The organism is Lysobacter stagni (assembly GCF_030053425.1).
Taxonomy (GTDB): Bacteria; Pseudomonadota; Gammaproteobacteria; order Xanthomonadales; family Xanthomonadaceae; genus Lysobacter_J; species Lysobacter_J stagni.
The window spans coordinates 775320-797545 of record NZ_JASGBI010000001.1; the positions used below are offsets into that span (position 1 = coordinate 775320).

Here is a 22226-nt window from a genome sequence, read left to right on the forward strand (position 1 = left end):
GCTTCATGCCGTGTGATCAAGGTCGTTCCATCAAACGCAACAAGGTCGGACGGTTTCAACGCCTCTCGAGACTGATAGTTCCCGGTTTGTAGGACCGAAGCACCATCCTCTGCATGGACTTCGCACCTCAGAACATTGAAGGCCATCTGGCTGCATTTGACCCACACGCCGCCATCCTCGCCACCAATCCATTCCGCACCCGCAGGAACAGAGCTTGGCCGCGCCGGACTGGAGGGAACACTACAGCCAGCGACCACAGCGAGCGAAAGGCAGAGCGCTCTATTACTTTTTCGTAGGAGGACTATAAGTGATCTCATCATGACCATCCTGCCAATCGTCAACGGCGCTCGTTGGAATAGACGCAGAGCTATTGAATGATGAGTCACCCGCATGCACGACGCCTGTTGCGAATGTTGCACAGTTGTTTGACGTCAACGAGTAGCTTTCGCGCTTCGAGTCAGAGTTCCTTGCCATCCGCCCCTCGGCATAACCTCGCATAGCAGCGTCGTTGTCATTCCTCACATATGCGCCTTGTATGGCGCCCCCGTGGCCAGCCCTGTCCGATATTTGTCGAAGGACCCTCTGCAGCGATTGCTGAGTTGGCCTGCCGTCCTTGCCCATGGTTACGTTTGAAATGCGGAAAGTCCTAACGACACCCTTGCCATCCTTGTCATATCGACCGTACTCGTAGTACCTGGTGTGCCCAGTCTTGTTGTTAATAACGAGCACTCCCGCATGGCCAAGTCCTGAAACCTTAAGTGGTCCGACCGTGATCTTGTAGTCAGGGAACACAACAGGAATAGCATCACGCCCGTCTGGATCAGCGAACTTGTAGGGATTGTTCCGCGCATAGCAGTATCTACAGAAATTCGTCATCGGCTGCTCGTAAGCCGTGACGGGATCTACGCTTAGCGTTGTGCCGATGCCGGGGTCATAGTATCTCTGCTGCATGTAGTTCAGACCCGTGGCCGCATCGAGAACGTGCCCGGTATAGCCCGGCCCGTCCTGGGCTTGGCTGCCTACAACCCGCCCGTAAGGTTCGTAGACCGTCCGCTCAATCACACCGCCCGACTGGTCCGTCACTGCGACGGGCGACCCAAGCGCATCGGTATGGATGTACTCCACCGTCACGACCTGAGCGCTGGCGCTCTGGGATGCCAGCGTCATGCCCAGCGCGAGCAGCGACGACATGAGTACGGCGAACCTTGTCCGGATCATTTTCGTGCTCATAGCGTCGTCGGCCCCGTCCATGCTGAGCAGCCCGCAGCGTTGCAGGCGCGTACGTAGAAGCTCCGCGTCGCCCTCACCGAATCCGCCCAGAAGGTGCCCGGCCCTGAGTACAAGATGGTCGTGGTACCCACTGACAGCTCGTAGTACGTCGCGCCCGGCGAGGTACTCCAGACCAGCTGGGTATCCTTTGCCGGAGGTCTGAACTCGTTGTCCCACTCGACGGTACCGACCAGGTTGGCTGGCGCGGGGGGGATAGGCGGTGGCAGTGAGACTGTCACCGTTGCCGTTCCGCTCCACCCTGCGCAACCCGACGCATTGCACGCGCGCACGTGGTAACCGTAACTGCCGTTGCCCTTGCCGCCGATCGCTCGACTGGTGTTGCCGTCGTTCTGGATCAGCGTCCAGCCGCCGCCGTTCACCTGCTCTTCGAGCTGATAGCTCGTGGCACCTGCCACACCGGACCAGCTGACGGTGTAGCTGCCGTTACCGCTGGAACCGGGCACGCTGATCGAGGGCACGCCGGTAGGCGGCAACAGGACGGACGTCGTCGCCGTAGCCGAGTACCCGCCGCAGCCCGCACCGTTGCAGGCGCGCACGCGGTAGCCATAGCTCCCTGATCCGCGGCCGTTGATCGCAAGGCTGGTTGTGGTCAGTTCCTGCAGCTGGGTCCATGCGCCGCCGTTGGCACTTTCCTCGATGCGGTACGAGGTGGCGCCGGCGACCGTCGTCCAGCTGACGGTATAGCTTCCGTTCGCATTCGATGCCGGCGATGACACGGAGGGCGCGCCACCCGGCGCGTAGTAGACGTTGACCGTCGCCGTGTTCGACACGGGGCCGCAACCGGCCGGGTTGCAGGCCTTCGCGCGGTAGGCGTAGCTGCCGGCCGCCTTCGCCGAGTAGGTGCGTGCGATGCCGGCACCGTCCTGTACGGTTATCCACCCCGCGGCGTTGGCGTTTTCCTCCAGCACGTAGCGGGTGACGCCGCTCACGGATGTCCAGCTCACGGTGTAGTCGCCGTTGGGTGCCTGCGACGGCGCCGTCAGCGTGGGCGTTGCGCTCGGGGGCAGCTCTACGCCGACGACCGCCTGCCCGCTCCACCCACTGCACGCAGCGCCGTTGCACGCGCGCACCTGGTAGCTGTAGTTGCCACCGGACTTTCCCGAAACGTTGAACGTGGTGGCGACACCGGCGTACGCGTTCTGCCACGCACCGCCGTTCACGGCTTCCTGCAGCTCGTACTGCGTGACACCGCTCACGCTGCTCCAACTCACGGTGTAGCTGCCGGTGGCGCTGTAGGTCGGGACGCTCAGCACGGGCGCCGCCGGTGCCAGCACGGTCTTCTGCTTCGCTACCAGACTGCCGGCCAGCATGATGTAGTGATAGCGCGTGGAGCGGCGCTGGTCTTCCTGATAGCGCAGCACGCCGTCCTGACCGTACATCGAGAAGAGGTTTCCGGTGGCGCCGAGATTCGGGTCCGTGGACTGGATGCGCCGACCGTAGCCGTCGTACCGGTAAGTTTCCTTACCCGTCGCCTCACGCAGGCGATTGCCGTAGTCGAACTGGAACAGCTGTCCGTTCTTGTCGCGCAGGTTGCCCTGCACGTCGTACGCCAGGCCAATGGTGGTGGCGCCCGCATCGGTGCGGATGTTGGTGAGGCGGTTGTAGGTGTCGTACCAGTAATTGAACTCACGCACCCCCGCCAGCTTCGACGTCTTCAAGTTGTCGAGCGCGTCGTAGGTGAAGGTCGCCTGCCCGTTGCCGCCAAAGGCCGATGATGTCGCCGATGTCAGGCGGTCCAGGCCGTCATAGGTCATCGCCCGGTTGGCGTTGGCGACCACGCCGTCCAGGATCTGCGCGACGTTGCCGTTCCTGTCATAGCTGTAGGTGTGGTTGAGGATCGCACCATCGGCTACCTGCGCCGGCAGCTGGCGGGCGTTCTGCTGCATCGAATGGACGATGCCGTTGCCGTACGTGAACTGTTTGATTCCGCCGTTCGGGTAGTAGCTGACATTGGCGGCGTACGTGCCCGCGCGCGTGGCCTGGCCCAGCGCATTGGGCGCGTAATCGACCGTGAGGTTCTGCGGGTAGGTGATCTGCGACAACACACCGTTGGTGTCGTAGCCGTACCCGAGGCTCCAGGCGTACAGGCCCGGTTGCTGGATGCTTTCCTGCTTCAGCTGGCGGCGCTTGTTGTAGGTGTAGACATTGGTCGCCTGCGTGCCGCTGTTCTGCGTGATGATGGTGTCGGCCTGTCCGTCCGGCGTATAGGTCCATGCCTGGTTGCCATTGCCGTCCGGGAAGGTGAGCGTCTTCAGGCGACCGCGTGCGTCGTAGGTGCGTCCCACCGCGCGACCGGATGCCCAGGCCTCGGCCTGGTTGCACGACTGCAGGTCGCTGAGCTGAAGGCCGGCGGCAGACTGCGTCAGACTGCCGGCCCCGTCATAGCCGAAGACCGTCACACCGGTTTCAGGCTCGATCGATTTGCACAGCAGCTGATCAGCCTGGTAGACGTACTTGCGGTCCACGCGCACGCTGCCGTCCGCATTGCGCCGCGTCAGCGTCTTCGTCTTGCCCAGGACATCACGCACGATGTCCGTGTACGTGCCTTCCGGATGCTGGATGGCAACCGGCTTGTCGTACGACGGCTCATCGAACGCCTGGAAGTCGGTCACGGTGGTGAAGTTGCGTGCGTTGGTGACACTGACGCGCCCACCCGACGGGTACTGCGTGGTCGTGGTCAGCAGCCCCTGCTCGCTGTCCTGCGATACCGACGTCGTCCGGCCGATCGGGTCGTACTCGGTCCACGCGCCGCTCGTTAGATTGTCGGTGCCCCCCAGGTAAGACGCGAACACGGTCCTGCCATCCGTGTCGTATGCGAAGCGCTGGAAGCGCTGCGTCGCCGCCTGGTTTGCCGCGTCGAACTCCTGTGTGAGCAACGGACGCCAGAAGGCGTCGTAATAGGTGATCTTGCGCGCATTGCCCGTGCTGACCGTCTGGCGCCAATGCCCGGCCGCGATGCCATATTCCGGGCTTGCCACCGACGCGAAGACCTGCGTGGTGGAGTTCCATGCGACGTCGTCGCCCGTTGGGTACACCACGCTGGCAAGGCGACCCATCAGGTCGTAGGTGTAGTCGGTCGAGAAGCCGGCCTCGTCCGTCGTACGGGTAATTTGGCCGAGATCGTCGACAATCGCCGACATCGTCGCTCCACCCGGCGATTCCTGCGTCGGCGGGAACTGGATCGTCTGCGGCAGGCCTCGCTTCCAGTTCGACAACGCCGTGACGTTATTGTTGCCGTCCTTGACCGACGCCAGCATGCCGTTGCCGTGATAGGTCAACGTTTCCTGCAGTCGGCCGAAGGCGTAGTTCGCCAGCGGCATCGCCGTGGTTGCGTCGTAGTCGGTGCGCGACATCACCATCCCAGCGCATTCCGCCGGTGCGATGCACGTGGTCGATGCGGTCTGACCGATCACCCAGCGACTGAGGTTGTCACTGTAGGCGGTGCGCTCGGTCCGGCTGTAACCGAGTGAACTTGATCTGACGACATCGATGGGTCGGGACCACGCATCGAACGCAGTCGTGGTGCGCGCGAAGGTGGTGCCATCCTGCGTGATGGTCTTGCCGGAGAGCGGCGTCCAGCGCCACTCGGATTCGTAATTGCCTCGGGTATCCGGAGTCGAGCCCACGAACAGCGGCCATGGGTACGGATTGGGCCCGTTCCAAGGCGTCGTCGCGTAGAGGTAATCACTCGCGCGAACCAGTGCACCGTTCGTCGCGTACACCTCCTCCCGGAGGAGCTTGTTCTCCGTCTGGTCGTAGCGGTTGCTGAAGTAGCTGCGGGTCCTCTCAGTCTGCGGATCGACCACGTCGGTCCATACCTGGCTCGCACACCCCGACGCGCACTCGTCGGAATAGCTTCCGTTGGGGGCTGAGTACGCGTAGTACCAGGTCTGCGCGGGCAGCCCCGGACCGGTGATGGTCTTCGAGGTGATTGCCATCCCCATGTAGAGCTTCGGGTTCATCGCGTAGCTGCCTTCGCCCTCGAAGCGGTCTCCACCGCAATGCTTCTGGACGTAGGAGCGACCGAAAACCTTCTTCTGGAAGTAGTAGTTGACCTCTGCTCCAGACGGAGATGTCACCTTCACCTGACGCAACTCCGACGGCTCCGTGTAATGGAGCTGTTGGCAGGTGTCGAAGGAGTAGTTGTCGAAGAAGTTGATGCCGAAGGGTCCCTCGTACCGCCATGAGGAGCCGTCTGGCAGAGTCACTTGAGACAGGCCCTCGGCGGAGTACGCATAGCCCCATGTACGGGACAGCCCGCCTGTACCCACCGTAATGGCCGAGATGCCTCCGCTCCCGCCGTGGGTGAAACTGACCTGTCGCCCATCGCTCGCGGTGATCGAACTGATCTTGCCGGCGTCATACGCGTACGAGAGCCAGTTTCCGTGCCGGTCCTCAACGCGCGTGACCAGCATCGAAGCGGCCTGGCGAAACAAGGTGAAGGTGAGCGTGTAGCCCTTCGGCGGCATGTCCGGAAAGCCCATGGCGATGTTGTCATAGGGCTGATAGACGAGGTAGTTGAACCAGTAACGGGTGCCATCCGGGGACGTGGCCAGGAAGCTTTCGCCGGGCTCACCGTTTGCGGTGGACGGCAGACACTCGATTACCCAGTTGTCACTCGTGCCTATGCGGTATTGCGACTGACTCGGCATGCCGGCCGCACGATGCATGAGCTTGTGCTCCGCACCGGAGTCGTCTACCAGCTGATAGCCAGACCACCAGTCGTCGGCGAAGAATTCGACCGAGTGTCCGCTGTAGGTCACGTCGCCTGGGCGCGTGAAGCTCGTGCACCGGGCATTCTTGTCAACGGCATCGACCTGCCAGCCACGTGGGCTGGTTTCATCCTGCGGCGCTCGACCGAAGTTGCTTCCGTCGGCAGTGATTGTCTTGATCCGGGGGATGGACAACTCCCACGCGGACATCCGATTGCCTGACGAGAACTCCATGCCGCGCCCGTCCTGGACACCGGTCGTGCGAGTGATCCGGATGGTCGGTCCGATGCCTGGCACCTCGATGTCCGTCGCCTTGAACGACACCGATCCGTCGCGAAGACTGATCTGATCGCCGAACTCGGTGAGCGGCGTGATGGATCGCGCCTTGGTCAGGTAGTTCTTGTACTGCTGATTGGGCGCGACGGTCGCCGCCATCGCGTTGCCGCAGAAGGCGACCGCGCATACGGCAATGAGCGCCGTGGGGGCCCAGATGTGCTTGCGGAGTCGAAAGGCAGACTGCACCGAAGAGCGGCAGACCATAGGATCCATCCCCGTCGAATTGCCTGGAATGCGGCACGCGATACGCACACGCGCGCCGCTGGAGTGACGTGCACACGCGCGTCGGGCCGCATGCGAATGCGGCGCCGCCCGGGTGCGACTCAGCGAAGCTCAGGTGTGTCCGGTATCTCGAGGTACGCCCCGGAAGGCGTGCATCCAATGCATCAAACGAGCGTGCGAAGAGATCATCCTGTCCCCCGACTTGTTGCTTCGTACCGTTGCGGTACGGCATTTCCCCGCGCAAAGTTCTAAGGGCGGCGGAGCCGCCATGTCAATAGGCGCCCCTCATCTTCGCCGGACCGATTTTGCGATCTACGTCGCAGTTCGCGCCTGTGTTCGGCGAAGGGCGGCACGGCCTTGTCCGGATTGATTCCACATCGCGGATGCCGCAGCGTGGCCCCAGTTCCAACAGTCATGCCAGCCATGCGCACACTGCACTACGGCCCTTCCGCAGACCAGGTCGGCGACTTCCATGCGAGTTCAGCGAGCGATGCGCCGGTGGTGGTCCTGTTGCACGGCGGGTTCTGGCGCATGCCGTATGGACGCGACGAGATGACACCTGTCGCGCAGGATCTGGTGCAACGCGGGTTCGCGGTGTGGAACGTCGAGTACCGCCGCGTGGGCGCGGAAGGCGGTGGCTGGCCGGGCACGCTGGAGGATGTCGCCCGCGCCATCGATCACCTCGCCACGATCGCAGGCGACGGCGCGTCCATCGATCTTCAACGTGTCGCCGTGGTCGGGCATTCGGCGGGCGGGCACCTCGCGCTGTGCGCGAGTGCGCGGCGGCGCGTGCCAGGTCATGCGTTCTCCACGCGGCGTGTCACGCCCTTCGCCGCGGCCTCGCTCGCCGGCGTGGTCGACCTGGATGCGGCGCACGCGCTGGATGCAGGGAACAGCGCCGTGCATGCCCTCCTGGGGGGCACGCCGACTGAAGTGCCCTCGCGCTATGACGAGACCTCGCCGATGCGTCTGCTGCCGCTGGGCGTGCGCCAGCTGGTGATGCACGGCAGCGATGACCCGGCCCTGCCCGCGCGGTTATCGCGTCGCTACGCCGAGGCCGCCATCGAACATGGCGATGCCGTGGAGCACGTGGAGATCGAAGGCATGGGGCACATGGAGTATCTGGACCCTGCCAGCGTTGCGCACGCGGTGCTGTGCGAATGGCTCGTTTCCACGCTGATGACTTAGCGCCGGGTCCGCTAGTCCTTCGTCGGCACCACCGGCAGATCCAGCTCCACATCGGCGGCGCCGCCTTCGCGCGACTGCACGCGCAGCTCGCCGCCATGGCCGGTTGCGACCGCGTGGGCGATGAGCAGGCGCAGGCCCAGTCCGTCGCCCATCGGTGCGGGTTGCGGCTCGCTGAAGAGATTGTCGACGCTGCTGCCGGCGAGCATGGCGGGGTTCAACCGGCCACGCAGGCGCACGCGTCCGTCGGCGACCTGCACGGTGGCGGCGCTCGGCGTGGCGGCTTCTTCGGGTGAGGTGGATACCAGCCAGAAGAATGTCGTCAGCAGGCTCGCAAGGCGCGAGGCATCGCCTTCCAGGCTGACGTTGTCCGCGCCGTCGATGTAGCGCACGTCGACGGCGGCCGCACCGATGCCGCGGCTGGCCTCGATCAACAGCGCCAGGTCGATCGGGCCACGTCGCGTGAGCAGACGCCCCTGGTCGGCGCGCACCCAGTCGCCGATCTCGTCGATCATTCCGGTGAGGCGACGGATCTGCCGATCGACCAGATCGAACAGTTCATCGCGCTCGCCGCCTTCCGCGCTGCCATGGCGCAGCAGGAACAGGGCCGACTGTATCGGCGCGAGCGGCCCGCGCAGGTCGTGTGCCCATTTGCTCATCCACGCGGGGCTGTTGCCACTCATGGGATCAGATCCTCGGCGAAGGGGTGCGTGCCCCGGCGGCATATCTCGGTAACGACCTGGATGTCCGGCGGCTTGACCAGATGATGATCGAAACCGGCCAGGACGGTGCGCTCGCGGTCTTCCGGCTGGCCCCAGCCGGTCACGGCCACGATGACCAGTCGTTCGCCGTTCTGGTCGCGCAGCGCACGCGCGACGTCGTAGCCGCTGCGTCCCGGCATGCCCAGGTCGAGGAACACGATCTCCGGTGCGAACTGCGCCACCTGCGATTCGACCAGGGTCGGGTCGTATACGGGCAGCGCTTCGTGGCCCAGCAGACGCAGCATCATCGCCAGCGTGTCGGCCGAATCGCGGTTGTCGTCGACCACCAGCACGCGTCGCGCGGTGTCGGTTCCGGCCGCAAGGGGCACTGCCTCCACGCGTGCAGGCGCGGGCTGATCGCCGGCGGGCAGCCGGATGCGGAACGTGCACCCCTGCCCCAGTCCGTCGCTGTGCACTTCGATGGCGCCGCCGTGCATCTCCACCAGCCGCTGCACCAGCGTGAGGCCGATACCCAGGCCACCGCGCGAACGCTCCACCGTGGTATCCACCTGGCGGAACATCTCGAAGACCATCGCCAGCTGATCCGGCGCAAGGCCGATGCCCGCATCGGACACCCACAGCTGCACGGTATCGCCGTCCAGCGTCGCACCCAGCTCGATGCGTCCGCCCGGGTCGGAGTACTTGGCCGCGTTGTTGAGCAGGTTGGCGAAGACCTGCGCCAGGCGCGCGTGGTCGGCATCCAGCGCAATGGGCTCGTCGGGCAGGCGCAGCTCGAGCGCGTGACTGCCTTCCTCGATCAACGGGCGCGCGGTGTCGACGGCGGCCGACACCACCTCCTGCAGCGTCGTCGCACCGCGACGCAACGTGAGCTTGCCGCGGGTGATGCGCGCGATGTCGAGCAGGTCGTCGATCATGCGCACCAGCAGCGACAGCTGGCGTTCCATCATCGCCAGCAGCGGGTCTTCGTCGCCCGGTTCACGCAGGCGTCGCACGGCCAGCGCGTTCTGCAAGGGCGCCAGTGGATTGCGCAGTTCGTGCGCGAGCGTGGCGAGGAACTCGTCCTTGCGCTGGTCGGCCTCGCGCAGGCGCGCTTCGGCGCGCACGCGTTCGCGGTTCTCGGCCTGCAGCTCGCGGTTGCGCAGCTCCAGTTTGGCGTTGGCCTCGCGCAGCGAGGCGTTCAGGCGTTCCAGCTCGCGCGCCTTCTCCTGCTGCAACGTGTTGTGCGCCGCCTGCAGGGTCGCATTGAGCGTTTCCAGCTCGCGGCGCTTGCGGTGCAGTTCGGCCAGCACCGAGACCTTGGTGCGCATGATCTCCGGAATCACCGGCACCATCACGTAGTCCACCGCGCCCAGCTTGTAACCGCGCAGGCGGTCCAGGTCGCTGATGTTGACCGCGGTGACGAAGATGATCGGCGTGTTCTCGAAACGCGGATGCTGGTGGATCAGCGTGGCGGTCTCGAAGCCGTCCATGCCCGGCATGTTCACGTCGAGCAGGATGACGGCGTACTCGTCCTCCATCAGCAGCTTCAGCGCTTCCAGACCGGAACGCGCGTCCACCAGCTCCTCGCCGAGCGGCTCCAGGATGGTGCGGTACGTCAGCAGGCGGCCCGGCTGGTCGTCGACCAGCAGGATCTTCACCGGCACGACCGCATTCGCGGCCGCGATGTCGTTCAGCGCTGGAGCCATTGCCGCAGGACTCCCAAAAGCTGGTCGGTGACCACCGGCTTGGCCAGGTAATCGGTGGCGCCGGCTTCCAGGCATTTCTCGCGATCGCCCTTCATCGCCTTCGCGGTGAGAGCGACGATGGGCAACGTGCGGCGGTCCTGGCGTGCGCGGATCTCGCGCATCGTGTCGTAGCCGTCCATGCCGGGCATCATGATGTCCATCAGCACCAGGTCGAGCTCGGGCATGTCGCCGACCTTCGAGATCGCCTCGCGGCCGTTGCCGGCGGTGTGCACGTTCATGCCGTGGCGTTCGAGCACGCTGGACAGCGCGAAGATGTTGCGCACGTCGTCGTCCACCACCAGCACGTTCTTGCCGCGCAGGCCTTCGTCGGACTCGTGCAGGCTGCGCACCATGCGCTGCTTGGCCGGCGGCAGGTCGCCGATCACGCGATGCAGGAACAATGCGGTCTCATCCAGCAGGCGCTCGGGCGACTCCACGCCCTTGAGCACCACGCTCTTGGCCACGCGACGCAGGCGCTCGTCCTCCTCCACGCTCAGGTCCTTGCCGGTGAACACCACGATGGGCACGTCGCGCAGGCGTTGATCGGTGTGGATGCGATCGAGCAGGTCGAATCCACTCATGTCCGGCAACCGCAGGTCCAGCACGGCGCAGTCGTAGCGGCCATCGCCCAGCGCGTCCAGCGCCTCTTCGCCGGAGCCGACCGTGTCGATGACGATGTCGTCGTGGCGCAGCAGTTCGACGATGCTGACGCGCTCGTTGGCATCGTCCTCCACCACCAGCAGGCGCTTCACGCGCGGCATGGTGTAGGTCTTGATGCGTTCCAGCGCATCGCCGATGGTTTCCGACGACGAGGGCTTGGCCAGGTACGAGAACGCGCCGCGCTCGATGCTGTGGTGGCGGCTTTCCTCCACGGTGACGATCTGCACCGGGATATGGCGCGTGGCGGCGTCCTGCTTGAGTCGCGCAAGCACCGTCCAGCCCAGCATGTCGGGCAGGAAGATGTCGAGCGTGACCGCGGTCGGCCGGTACTCGCGCACCAGCCGTAGTGCTTCGTCGCCGCGTCCGGCCAGCAACACCTGGAAGCCGCGCGAGCGGGCCAGGTCGCGCAGCACCGCCGCGTAGTGCGCGTCGTCCTCCACGATCAGCAGCGTCGGCGCGTCCGGACTCAGGTAGTCGCGGTCGTCTTCCAGTTCCTCGCGGCCGGCGGTATCGGCGACCGCGACATGCTCGACCGGCATGGGCAGCTCGACCCGCACGCGATTGGAATCGCGCACGTGATTGCGCTCATCGCCCGAGCCCACGTAGTTGAGCGGAAGGTACAGAGTGAACGTGCTGCCCTCGCCTTCGGCGCTTGCCAGCTTGAGCTCGCCGCCGAGCAGGCCCGCGATCTCGCGGCTGATGGCCAGGCCCAGGCCGGTGCCGCCGTACTTGCGCGCGGTGCCGGCATCGGCCTGCTGGAACGCTTCGAACACGATGCGCTGTTTGTCCGGCGAGATGCCGATGCCGGTGTCCACCACATCGATGGCGACCACCACCGGCGCGCGCGAGAGCACCGGATGGTCCTCGCTCCAGCCACGCGTGGCCGGACGCGCGCGCAACCGGACGCTGCCGTGCTCGGTGAACTTGAATGCGTTGGACAGCAGGTTCTTGAGGATCTGCTGCAGACGCTTGGGATCCGAACGCAGCGTCGGACCGAGTTCGGGCGAGAAGTCCACGCCGAACTCCAGGTGCCGGCGCTCGGCCTCGTGGCGGAAGCCGCGCTCCAGGTTCTCGCGCAGATGGGCGAAATTGATCGTTTCGATGTCGATGGTGACCGTGCCCGACTCGATCTTCGACAGGTCCAGGATGTCGCTGATGAGGTGCAGCAGATCCGTGCCGGCGGCGTGGATGGTCTTGCCGTACTCGACCTGGCGCTCGCTGAGGTTGTCGTCCGGGTTCTCGGCCAGCTGCTGGCTCAGGATGAGGATGCTGTTGAGCGGCGTGCGCAGCTCGTGCGACATGTTGGCCAGGAACTCGGACTTGTAGCGCGAGGTCTGCGCCAGTTCGGCCGCCTTCTCTTCCAATGCGCGACGCGCCTGCTCGATCTGCTGGTTCTTCTGTTCCACCTCGGACTTCTGCGCGGCCAGCAACGAGGCCTTCAGCGCGATCTCCTCGTTGGTCTGCTGCAGTTCGTTCTGCTGGGTCTGCAGTTCGCCGGCCAGCTGCTGCGACTGCACCAGCAGGTGCTCGGTGCGCATGGTGGCCTGGATGGTGTTGAGCACGATGCCGATGGAACCGGACAACTGCTCCAGGAAGGCGCGCTGCGAGGGCGTGAAATCGTGCAGCGAGGCGAGCTCGATCACCGCCTTCACCTGGTCCTCGAACAGCACCGGCAGCACGATCACGCTGCGCGGCACGGCCTGCAGCAGGCCGGACTGGATGCGGACCTCGTGCGTGTCCATGTTCTCCAGCAGGATCAGCCGGGCCTGTGCGGCGCACTGGCCGACCAGTCCTTCACCGAAGCCTATGGTGCGGTGGTCCGGCGTGGCGTCGGCGTAACCGGCCAGCTGGCGCAGGCGCGGCTCGCCACCGTCGGCGCGCTCCTCGACGATGTACATCACGCCCTGTTGTGCATCGACCAGCGGCGCCAGTTCCGACAGCAGCATCCGTCCGAGCGTGAGCAGATCGCGCTGACCCTGCATCATCGAACCGAACTTGGCCAGGTTGGTCTTCAGCCAGTCCTGCTCGCGGTTCGACTCGGTCGTCGCGCGCAGGTTGGCGATCATCGCGTTGATGTTGTCCTTGAGGTCGGACACTTCGCCGCGCACGTCCACCTGGATCGAGCGCGTCAGGTCGCCCTGCGTCACCGCGGTGGCCACTTCCGCGATCGCGCGCACCTGGTTGGTCAGGTTGGCTGCGAGCTGGTTCACGTTGGCGGTCAGGTCCTTCCAGATGCCGGTGGTGCCCGGCACCTTGGCCTGGCCGCCCAGGCGTCCTTCCACGCCCACCTCGCGCGCGACGGTCGTCACCTGGTCGGCGAAGATCGCCAGCGTGTTGGTCATGGCGTTGATGGTGTCGGCCAGTTCGGCGACCTCGCCCTTGGCTTCCACCGTCAGCTTCTTGTGCAGGTCGCCGTTGGCGACCGCGGTCACCACCGCCGCGATGCCGCGCACCTGCGTGGTGAGGTTGGACGCCATCGAGTTGACGTTGTCGGTGAGGTCCTTCCACGTGCCGGCCACGCCGGGCACGCGTGCCTGTCCGCCGAGCTTGCCCTCCGTGCCCACTTCGCGCGCCACGCGCGTCACTTCCGCGGCGAAACCGTTGAGCTGGTCCACCATCGTGTTGATGGTTTCCTTCAGCTGCAGGATTTCGCCTTCCGCGCCCACCGCGATCTTGCGCGAGAGATCGCCCTTGGCGACCGACGTCGCCACTTCGGCGATGTTGCGCACCTGCGTGGTGAGGTTGGATGCCATCGAGTTGACGTTGTCGGTGAGGTCCTTCCAGGCGCCCGTCACGCCCGGCACCTGCGCCTGGCCGCCGAGCTTGCCTTCGGTGCCCACTTCGCGCGCCACGCGTGTCACCTCGGCGGCGAAGCCGTTGAGCTGGTCCACCATCGTGTTGATGGTTTCCTTCAGCTGCAGGATCTCGCCCTTCACGTCCACGGCGATCTTGCGCGACAGGTCGCCCTTGGCCACCGCGGTGGTGACTTCGGCGATGTTGCGCACCTGCGCGGTCAGGTTGGACGCCATCGAGTTGACGTTGTCGGTGAGGTCCTTCCACGTGCCGGCGACGCCCGGCACCTGTGCCTGGCCGCCGAGTTTGCCTTCGGTACCCACTTCGCGCGCCACGCGCGTCACTTCCGCGGCGAAACCGTTGAGCTGGTCCACCATCGTGTTGATGGTTTCCTTCAGCTGCAGGATCTCGCCCTTCACGTCCACGGTGATCTTGCGCGAAAGGTCGCCCTTCGCGACCGCGGTGGTCACTTCGGCGATGTTGCGCACCTGCGCGGTGAGGTTGGACGCCATCGCGTTGACCGAGTCGGTCAGGTCCTTCCATGTACCGGCGACGCCCGGCACCTGCGCCTGGCCGCCGAGGCGGCCTTCGGTGCCCACTTCGCGCGCCACGCGCGTCACTTCGGCGGCGAAGCCGTTGAGCTGATCCACCATCGTGTTGATGGTGTCCTTCAGTTCGAGGATCTCGCCGCGCACGTCCACGGTGATCTTGCGTGACAGGTCGCCCTTGGCCACCGCGGTGGTCACCTCGGCGATGTTGCGCATCTGCAGCGTCAGGTTGGACGCCATCGAGTTGACGTTGTCGGTGAGGTCCTTCCACGTGCCGGCGACGCCCGGCACCTGTGCCTGGCCGCCCAGTCGTCCTTCGGTGCCCACTTCGCGCGCCACGCGCGTCACTTCCGACGCGAAGCCGTTGAGCTGGTCCACCATCGTGTTGATGGTGTCCTTGAGTTCGCGGATCTCGCCGCGCACGTCCACGGTGATCTTGCGCGACAGGTCGCCGCGCGCCACGGCCGTGGTCACCTCGGCGATGTTGCGCACCTGCGAGGTCAGGTTGGACGCCATCGCGTTGACCGAGTCGGTCAGGTCCTTCCACGTGCCGGCCACGCCGGGCACGATGGCCTGGCCGCCGAGCTTGCCCTCGGTGCCCACTTCGCGCGCCACGCGCGTCACTTCCGAGGCGAAACCGCGCAGCTGGTCCACCATCGTGTTGATGGCTTCCTTCAGCTGCAGGATCTCGCCGCGCACGTCCACGGTGATCTTGCGCGACAGGTCGCCGTTGGCCACGGCGATGGTCACGTCCGCGATGTTTCGCACCTGCGCGGTCAGGTTGTTGGCCATCTGGTTGACCGAGTCGGTGAGGTCCTTCCACACGCCCGACACGCCCTTTACCTTCGCCTGGCCGCCCAGGCGTCCGGCGGTGCCCACCTCCAGCGCGACGCGCGTTACCTCGGAGCTGAACTCGCCCATCTGGTCGATCATGCGATTGACGATGGTGGCCGAACGCAGGAACTCGCCCTTGAGCGGGCGGCCGTCGGCTTCCAGTGGAACGGTGCGCGTGAGGTCGCCCTTGGCCACACCGGCGATGGCTTCGGACATCGCTTCCACCGGGCGCACGAGATCGTCGATGAGTGCGTTGACCGAGCGTTCCATGCCGGCCCATTCACCCTGACGGTTGGCCGGCACCATGCGCTGGCGCGTCTGGCCTTCGCGACCCACTGCATCGCCCACGCGCGACAGTTCCGCGGCGAGACGGCGGTTCTGGATGACGATGTCGTTGAGGACCTGGGCGAGGCGGCCTTCGCGTCCTTCCCAGTTCAGTGGAAGCTTCACCGAGAAGTCGCCGGCCAGGACCGCATCCATGGCACCGATCAGCACGTCCAGCGGTTCTTCCGGTGCGCGCGGCGTGCGCGACGCCGGCGCCTTCGCGGCCTTTGTGGCCTTTGTGACCTTCTTGGCTGCCTTGCCCTGTGCAGATACTCCACGCGGCTTGATCGCTGTCGTCACCCGACACCCCCCAGTGCCATCTTCGTGATGCGGAAAATTTTCGGAGGTTATCTCACGAGCGGTGACGGAATGTTCACGGCGCTTGGCGAGACGACTTCCGCAGATTCATGCAACCGACCCGCGCGCGGGCGCTGGGTTGCGTCGGGCGACGGCCTCCAGCACCGCGTACCCACCGATGGCCAGCAGCAGCGGGCCCAGGTAATAACAGGCACGGTAGGCCAGCAGTCCCGCCAACAGGGTGGGTTCGTCGATGCGGTAGCCCAGCATGGCGATGAACACCGCTTCAAGCACACCGATGCCCGCAGGGATGTGCGCCATGGCCGAGGCCACGGCCGCGAGCAGCAACGTACCCAGCACCGCGCCGTAGCCGACATGCGCGGGCATCAGCACGTACACCAGCCAGCCCATCAGCGCCCAGTTGCTGGCGGCCAGCACCAGCTGCAGTGCCGCCAGGGGCAGCGACGGCAAGCGGAAGTGATGCCCGCGCACATGGAACATGCGCCCGTGCATGCGATGACAGGCAACGCCGTAAACGACGACGGCGACCAGCATCGCCGCGCCGATCCACGGCAGGCCATGGCCGCTCAGGCCCCACTGCGGTGGCGCTTTCACCTGTCCTGCCACGAACAACGCACCCGCCAGCGCCAGGTAGCCCACCCAGTTGGTGCTCACCGTGAACGCAACGATGCGGCCGATGGTGCCGATGCCCAGTCCCGCATGCGAGTACAGGCGGTAACGGAAGCCCGCACCGCCCACCACCGCGCCCAGGTTGAGGCTGAAGGCGTAGCTGACCGCGGAAATGGCCATCACGCGTGGCGTCGGCAGCGCATGGTGTGCGTAGTGCCGCGCACCGAGATCGAAGCACGAGTACAACAGGTAGCTGACCAGCGTCAGCGCGACGGCAGCGCAGAGCGTCGCGGTGTCGTACGCAGCCAGCGCCTTCCACACCTCCGCCCAGTCCACCGATCGCGCATACCGCACGAGCAGGTATGCCACCACGGCGAGGAAGGCGTAGAACGCCCACTGGCGCAGGCGTCGCAACCATGGGCGGCGATGGCTCATCGCGATTCCACCGATCCGCCGGCCACCAACCGTACGCGTGAAGTGCGCGGCGTGTGCGGCTGCCAGCAGGGCGCGCACCTGACCAGTCGGAGCTTTCCGGGCCAGCTCATGCCTCGATCCTCGCCAGCAGCGGCACGTGGTCCGACAGGTGCGACCACGGCCGCGACGACAGCACGCGCGCATCCAGCAGGCGCGCGTTGCGCAGGTAGATGCGGTCCACCGGCAGCATGGGCCACCGCGACGGAAACGTTCGCGCAACGCGCCCGTGCGTCTGTTCGAAGGCCTCCATCAGTCCACAGTCGCGCATCAAACGATGCCCTCGCACGCGCCAGTCGTTGAAGTCGCCGGCGACGATGAGCGGCGCGTCGGCCGGAATCTCGTCGGTCACGATGCCGCACAGCAATCCGAGCTGGCGCCGGCGGTGCGACTCGCGCAGGCCCAGGTGCACGCAGAGGGTGTGGACTTCACGGCCCGTCTCCGGAAGGCGAAGCACGCAATGCAGCAGGCCGCGTTCCTCGTGCCCGTGCACGGAGACGTCGCGGTTCTCGTGCGATGCGATGGTGAACTTCGACAGCAGCGCGTTGCCGTGATGGCCGTGCGGATACACCGCGTTGCGCCCGTATGCGTACTGCGGCCACAGCGCATCGGCCAGGAATTCGTACTGCGGGCCCTGTGGCCAGTTGGCGTGCCTGCGTGCGTGGTACGCGTGTTCGCCCAGCACTTCCTGCAGGAACACGACGTCGGCCGACACGCCGCGTATCGCCTCACGCAGCTCCGGCAGCACGAATCGCCGATTGAGGAGGTTGAACCCCATGTGCAGGTTGACGGTCAGGATGTTGATCGGGGCCACGCCGCGTTCACGGGTCGCGTTGACCGGGATTCTGCCGACCGCACGGACGCGGCCGCGTGACGGTCGACGGGTTGTTCACAGTGCGGCGGCGAGCGCCCTGGTGATTTCCGCCGCGGGAACCGGATGGCAACCGGTGGTGTTCTGCCCTGCCCACAGCGGGGAGAAGTCGCCCGACCCCTGGACTTCGGCCTTCATGCGCAGCGGTGCGATGGCGGACGCTGCGAGCGGAAATGGCGGCGGCACGTCCGACATCGCGCCCAGCTCGCGCATCGCGCGATTGACGATGCCGCGCGCGGGCCGACCGGTGAACAGACGCGTCAAGGCGGTGCGTTCGCCCGCGTCGTGCGTCAACGCGTGGCGATGCACGGCGCTGGTGGTGGCTTCCGGGCAACGCAGGAATGCCGTGCCCACCTGCACGCCGACCGCGCCCAGGGCCATCGCCGCTTTCACTCCGGCCGCGTCGGCGATGCCGCCGGCCGCGATGACCGGCACATCGACCGCGTGCACGATCTGCGGCAGCAGGGCGAGCGTCCCCATCTGCCCGCGAAGGTCGTCGGACAGGAAGTGGCCGCGATGACCGCCGGCCTCCAGCCCCTGCGCGATGACCGCATCGACGCCGCGCGACTGCAGCCACCGCGCCTCGTCCACCGTCGTGGCCGACGACATCACTTTCGCACCCGTCGCACGCACGCGCTGCAGCAGCTCCGGCTCGGGCAGGCCGAAGTGGAAGCTCACGACCTGCGGGCGCAGGTCCTGCAGCACATCGGCCATGGCGTGGCTGAAGGGCGAACGACCGGGGCCATCGGGTACCGACTGCGGATCGATGCCGAACTGCGCGTAGTACGGCGCCAACAACGCGCGCCAAGCCGCTTCGCGCGCATCGTCGCGCTTCGGTGGTGCGTGGCAGAAGAAGTTGACATTGACCGGCGCGGTGGTGCGCGCGCGGATCGAATCGAGCTGGCGTCGCAATCCGTCGGCATCGAGCGTGGCGGCGGGCAACGATCCGAGCGCACCGGCGTCGGCCACGGCCACCGCGAGCGCGCCGTCCTGCACGCCCGCCATGGGCGCCTGGACGATGGGCAGCGCGATACCGAACAGGTCCTGCAGCGTCATGGGCGGCTCTCCATCGCCCCAGCGTAGACCTTGGCGCGGCCCGCGGGCGTGCCGGTCCGGTTCATCCGCATCTCACGGCACCAGCAATGTGCCCGGGCGATCGTCGTCGTCCTCGCGGTAGCTCTCGCCTGTCAGTGCCATCGCGGCGGCCAGCTGCTTCACCGCATCGCATTGCGACATCGATTCCTCCACGTCCCACACCGCCTCGACACCATCGGGTCCGATCAGCCGCAGCACGCAGGCGCGACCGCCGGGAAACGGGCCGCTGGCCTCGATGCGCCAGCCGGGGGGAAGGGTCTGGGTGCGAAGGTCCATGACGAAACGCTAGCGCCTCATGCGATAGGCGCGCGTGAGGCCGGACGCGGACGCGGTATGGTGTGCGCCCCCGAACCGGCCCTCGCCCCCGATGCCCGAATCCACGGTTTCTCCGGCCGACCCGGCCACCGCGCAACTCGGCCACGCACTCAAACCGCGCCAGCTGATCATGATGGGCCTGGGCAGTGCGATCGGTGCGGGGCTGTTCCTGGGCTCGGGCGTGGGCGTGCAGGCGGCGGGACCGGCGGTGCTGGTGTCGTACCTGGTCGCCGGCGCGCTGGTCATCATCGTCATGAACGCGTTGGGCGAGATGGCCGCCGCGAAGCCCGCGAGCGGCGCGTTCTCGGTCTATGCGGCCGATGCCATGGGCGCGACCGCGGGCGCCACCGTGGGCTGGTTGTGGTGGGCGCAGCTGGTGATCGTGATCGCGGCCGAATCCGTCGGCGCGGCCGGGCTGCTGGCGAGCGTGTGGCCGGTGCTGCCGGTGCCATTGGTGTCGTTGGCGTTCATGGTGCTGTTCACGGTCATCAACCTGATGGGCGTGAAGAACTTCGGCGAGTTCGAGTTCTGGTTCGCGATCATGAAGGTCGCCGCCATCATCGCGTTCATCCTGATCGGTGCGGCGCTCGTGTTCGGCCTGTTGCCGGGCGTGCCATCGCCGGGGCTGTCGAATTTCACGGCGCACGGCGGTTTCGCGCCCAAGGGCTGGGCCGGCATCGGTACGGCGCTGCTGGTGGTGGTCTTCGCCTTCGGCGGTACGGAGATCGTCGCGGTCGCCGCCGCGGAAACCGCGGATCCGGCGCGCAGCCTGGCGCGCGCGATCCGCACCGTGGCGTGGCGCATCCTGGTGTTCTACATCGGTTCGCTGAGCGTGATCATCGCGGTGGTGCCGTGGACCAGCGACACGTTGCGCTCGCCGTTCGCGGCGGTGCTGGACATGGCGCGCATTCCCTATGCCTCGACCGCGATCACGCTGATCGCGGTGGTCGCACTGCTGTCGGCGCTCAATGCCAACCTGTACGGCGCCTCGCGCATGGCGTTCTCGCTGGCCCAGCGCGAGGAGGCCCCGCGCTGGCTGGCGCGCATCAGCGCCAACCGCGTGCCGATGATGGCGGTACTGATCAGCGTCCTGTTCGGCTTCGTCGCCACGGTGTTCGAACTTTGGTATCCGAACCGCGTGCTGCCGGTGCTGCTCAACATCGTCGGTTCCACGTGCCTGCTGGTGTGGACGATCTCGCTGCTCTCGCAGTTGATCCTGCGCCGCCGCGCGGCCCGCGCCGGCACGCCGCTGCCGTTCCGCATGCGCGGCTACCCGTGGATCACGGGGTTCGCGCTGGGCATCCTGGCACTGATCTTCGGCCTGCTGCTCTCTTCCGGCGATACGCGCGGACAGTTCCTGTCGATGGTGGCGCTGACGGCGGGCATCGCCATCGCCAGCGAGACCGCGCGCCGTTTGCGCAATAAAAAACGCGCGACGGCCTGACCGTCGCGCGTTGCCGCGGCGTGCGCGGGGAGGGGTTCGCACACGCCGCCGTGCCTGGTTGCCGGAGAACGCCCGGCGAAGGCGTTCTCCAGCTTCTGGTCAGCTCTCGTAGGCCGATTCGCCGTGCGACGTGATGTCCAGGCCCTCGCGTTCGGATTCCTCCGGCACGCGCAGGCCCACGGTGTACTTCACGATCAGGAACGCGATCAGCGCGACCACGCCCGACAGCACCACGGTGACCAGCACGCCCTGCAGCTGGATCCAGACCTGCGAGGCGATGCTGTAGTCGGGCAGTGCGGTTTCGGTGACGTAATCCCAGATGCCCGCGCCGCCCAGCGATGGCGCCGCGAACACGCCGGTCAGCAGCGCGCCCAGGATGCCGCCGATGCCGTGCACGCCGAACACGTCCAGCGCGTCGTCGGCGCCGAGCAGGCGCTTCAGGCCCGTCACGCCCCACAGGCACACCGCGCCGGCCAGTGCACCGATGATCAGCGCGCCGCACAGACCGACGAAGCCCGCGGCCGGCGTGATCGCGACGAGGCCGGCGACTGCACCGGACGCCGCACCGAGCATCGACGGCTTGCCCTTGGCGATCCATTCCACAGCGGTCCACCCCAGCACCGCCGCCGCCGTGGCCAGGAACGTGTTGACGAACGCCTGCGCCGCCACCGCGTTGGCTTCCAGCGCCGAGCCGGCGTTGAAGCCGAACCAGCCCACCCACAGGATCGACGCGCCCACCATCGTCTGCGTCAGGTTGTGCGGCTTGATCGCCTCACGCCCATAGCCCACGCGCTTGCCGATGACGTACGAGCCGACCAGGCCCGCGATGGCCGCGTTGATGTGCACGACGGTGCCGCCGGCGAAGTCCAGCGCGCCCTTGGCGAACAGGAAGCCCGACTGCGCGAGCACACCGGGCACCGCCTCGTTGCTGGTGAACGCATCCGGCCCCGGGAAGAACCACACCATGTGCGCCATCGGCGCGTAGGCGAAGGTGAACCACAACACGGTGAACAGCATCACGCCGGCGAACTTCACGCGTTCGGCGAACGCGCCGATGATCAGCGCGCAGGTGATGCAGGCGAAGGCGCCCTGGAAGACGAAGAACACCAGTTCCGGGATGTATACGCCCTTGGTGAAGGTCGCGCCCATCGCGGTGGCGGTCAGCCCCTTGGCGAACAAGCGATCGAAGCCGCCGATGAATGCATTGCCGGAAGTGAATGCCAGTGAATAGCCATACAGCGCCCACAACACCGCGACCAGCGAGAACACCAGCAGGCACTGGATCAGCACCGACAGCACGTTCTTGCTGCGTACCAGGCCGCCGTAGAACAGGGCCAGCCCGGGCAGCGTCATGAAGATCACCAGCGCCGAACACACCAGCAGCCAGGCGACATCGCCCTTGTTGGCGACCGGCGCGGCCGCGGCGGCGGTGTCCTGCGCGAAGGCGAGCGCGGGCGCGAGCAATGCGAACAGTGCGGCGAGCACGGACAAGCGCGGTTTGCGGAACGAAGCGACGAGGCGCTCTCGTGCAGACGACGAGATCACCGCCGGCATCGTGTCCCGCGCCGCCATTTCGTCATCCCCGCGAAGGCGGGGGCGAGGCACCGCTGCTTGCGAACCACTGGTTCGCGCGGCGTCGAGCGCCACCGGGCTGCGCCCGGTGGCCGGGGATACTCTCGAGTGCATCACGGTGCGGGTTCCTTCTTTCGTCGAAGTTGATGTGAGCTGCGGGTTGGATTCCCGCCTTCGCGGG

At 66.4% G+C, this 22226-nt stretch carries 12 protein-coding genes; 2 read left to right on the forward strand and 10 right to left on the reverse strand.

Annotated elements, in window-relative coordinates:
- Nucleotides 1–282: 282 nt before the first annotated feature.
- Both QLQ15_RS03485 and QLQ15_RS03490 read right to left on the reverse strand, forming a co-directional pair.
- The gene (locus QLQ15_RS03485) at nt 283–1251 is read right to left on the reverse strand and encodes an RHS repeat-associated core domain-containing protein (RefSeq protein WP_283211460.1); all 969 of its coding nucleotides are present in this window, start codon (nt 1249–1251) and stop codon (nt 283–285) included.
- Nucleotides 1227–6437 carry an RHS repeat protein gene (locus QLQ15_RS03490; RefSeq protein ID WP_283211461.1) on the reverse strand — a complete coding sequence of 1737 codons (5211 nt, stop codon included), beginning with the start codon at nt 6435–6437 and terminating at the stop codon, nt 1227–1229. The genes QLQ15_RS03485 and QLQ15_RS03490 overlap by 25 nt, the downstream gene beginning before the upstream one ends.
- Nucleotides 6438–6983: 546 nt before the next feature.
- On the opposite strand from QLQ15_RS03490, the gene QLQ15_RS03495 reads away from it, so the two are divergent.
- Nucleotides 6984–7748, forward strand: coding sequence for an alpha/beta hydrolase family protein (locus tag QLQ15_RS03495; protein WP_283211462.1), 765 nt, complete (start codon nt 6984–6986; stop codon nt 7746–7748).
- Nucleotides 7749–7759: 11 nt separating this feature from the next.
- Here QLQ15_RS03495 and QLQ15_RS03500 read toward each other — a convergent pair whose 3' ends face one another.
- From QLQ15_RS03500 to QLQ15_RS03530, 7 genes are all read right to left on the reverse strand, one after another.
- A complete protein-coding gene (locus QLQ15_RS03500) occupies nt 7760–8428 on the reverse strand; it encodes a sensor histidine kinase (RefSeq protein WP_283211463.1) in 669 nt (222 codons plus the stop codon).
- Nucleotides 8425–10152 carry a response regulator gene (locus QLQ15_RS03505; RefSeq protein ID WP_283211464.1) on the reverse strand — a complete coding sequence of 576 codons (1728 nt, stop codon included), beginning with the start codon at nt 10150–10152 and terminating at the stop codon, nt 8425–8427. The genes QLQ15_RS03500 and QLQ15_RS03505 overlap by 4 nt, the downstream gene beginning before the upstream one ends.
- Nucleotides 10137–15650 carry a HAMP domain-containing protein gene (locus QLQ15_RS03510; protein WP_283211465.1) on the reverse strand — a complete coding sequence of 1838 codons (5514 nt, stop codon included), beginning with the start codon at nt 15648–15650 and terminating at the stop codon, nt 10137–10139. Before QLQ15_RS03510 ends, QLQ15_RS03505 begins: the two co-directional genes overlap by 16 nt.
- A 105-nt stretch (nt 15651–15755) precedes the next feature.
- Nucleotides 15756–16712: a lysylphosphatidylglycerol synthase domain-containing protein gene (locus QLQ15_RS03515; protein WP_283211466.1), complete on the reverse strand. Its 957-nt coding sequence runs from the start codon at nt 16710–16712 to the stop codon at nt 15756–15758.
- Nucleotides 16713–16818: 106 nt separating this feature from the next.
- The gene (locus QLQ15_RS03520) at nt 16819–17526 is read right to left on the reverse strand and encodes an endonuclease/exonuclease/phosphatase family protein (protein ID WP_432277837.1); all 708 of its coding nucleotides are present in this window, start codon (nt 17524–17526) and stop codon (nt 16819–16821) included.
- A gap of 111 nt (nt 17527–17637) precedes the next feature.
- Entirely contained in the window at nt 17638–18675 is a 1038-nt protein-coding gene (locus QLQ15_RS03525; protein WP_283211468.1) for an NAD(P)H-dependent flavin oxidoreductase, read from the reverse strand.
- Nucleotides 18676–18747: 72 nt separating this feature from the next.
- Nucleotides 18748–18990 carry a hypothetical protein gene (locus QLQ15_RS03530; protein ID WP_283211469.1) on the reverse strand — a complete coding sequence of 81 codons (243 nt, stop codon included), beginning with the start codon at nt 18988–18990 and terminating at the stop codon, nt 18748–18750.
- Between the two features lie 91 nt (nt 18991–19081).
- Between QLQ15_RS03530 and QLQ15_RS03535 the strand changes: the two genes are divergently transcribed.
- Entirely contained in the window at nt 19082–20473 is a 1392-nt protein-coding gene (locus QLQ15_RS03535) for an amino acid permease (RefSeq protein ID WP_283211470.1), read from the forward strand.
- Nucleotides 20474–20572: 99 nt separating this feature from the next.
- Here QLQ15_RS03535 and QLQ15_RS03540 read toward each other — a convergent pair whose 3' ends face one another.
- Complete coding sequence (locus QLQ15_RS03540) at nt 20573–22045, reverse strand: ammonium transporter (protein WP_345782411.1); 1473 nt, start codon at nt 22043–22045, stop codon at nt 20573–20575.
- Nucleotides 22046–22226 lie beyond the last annotated feature (181 nt).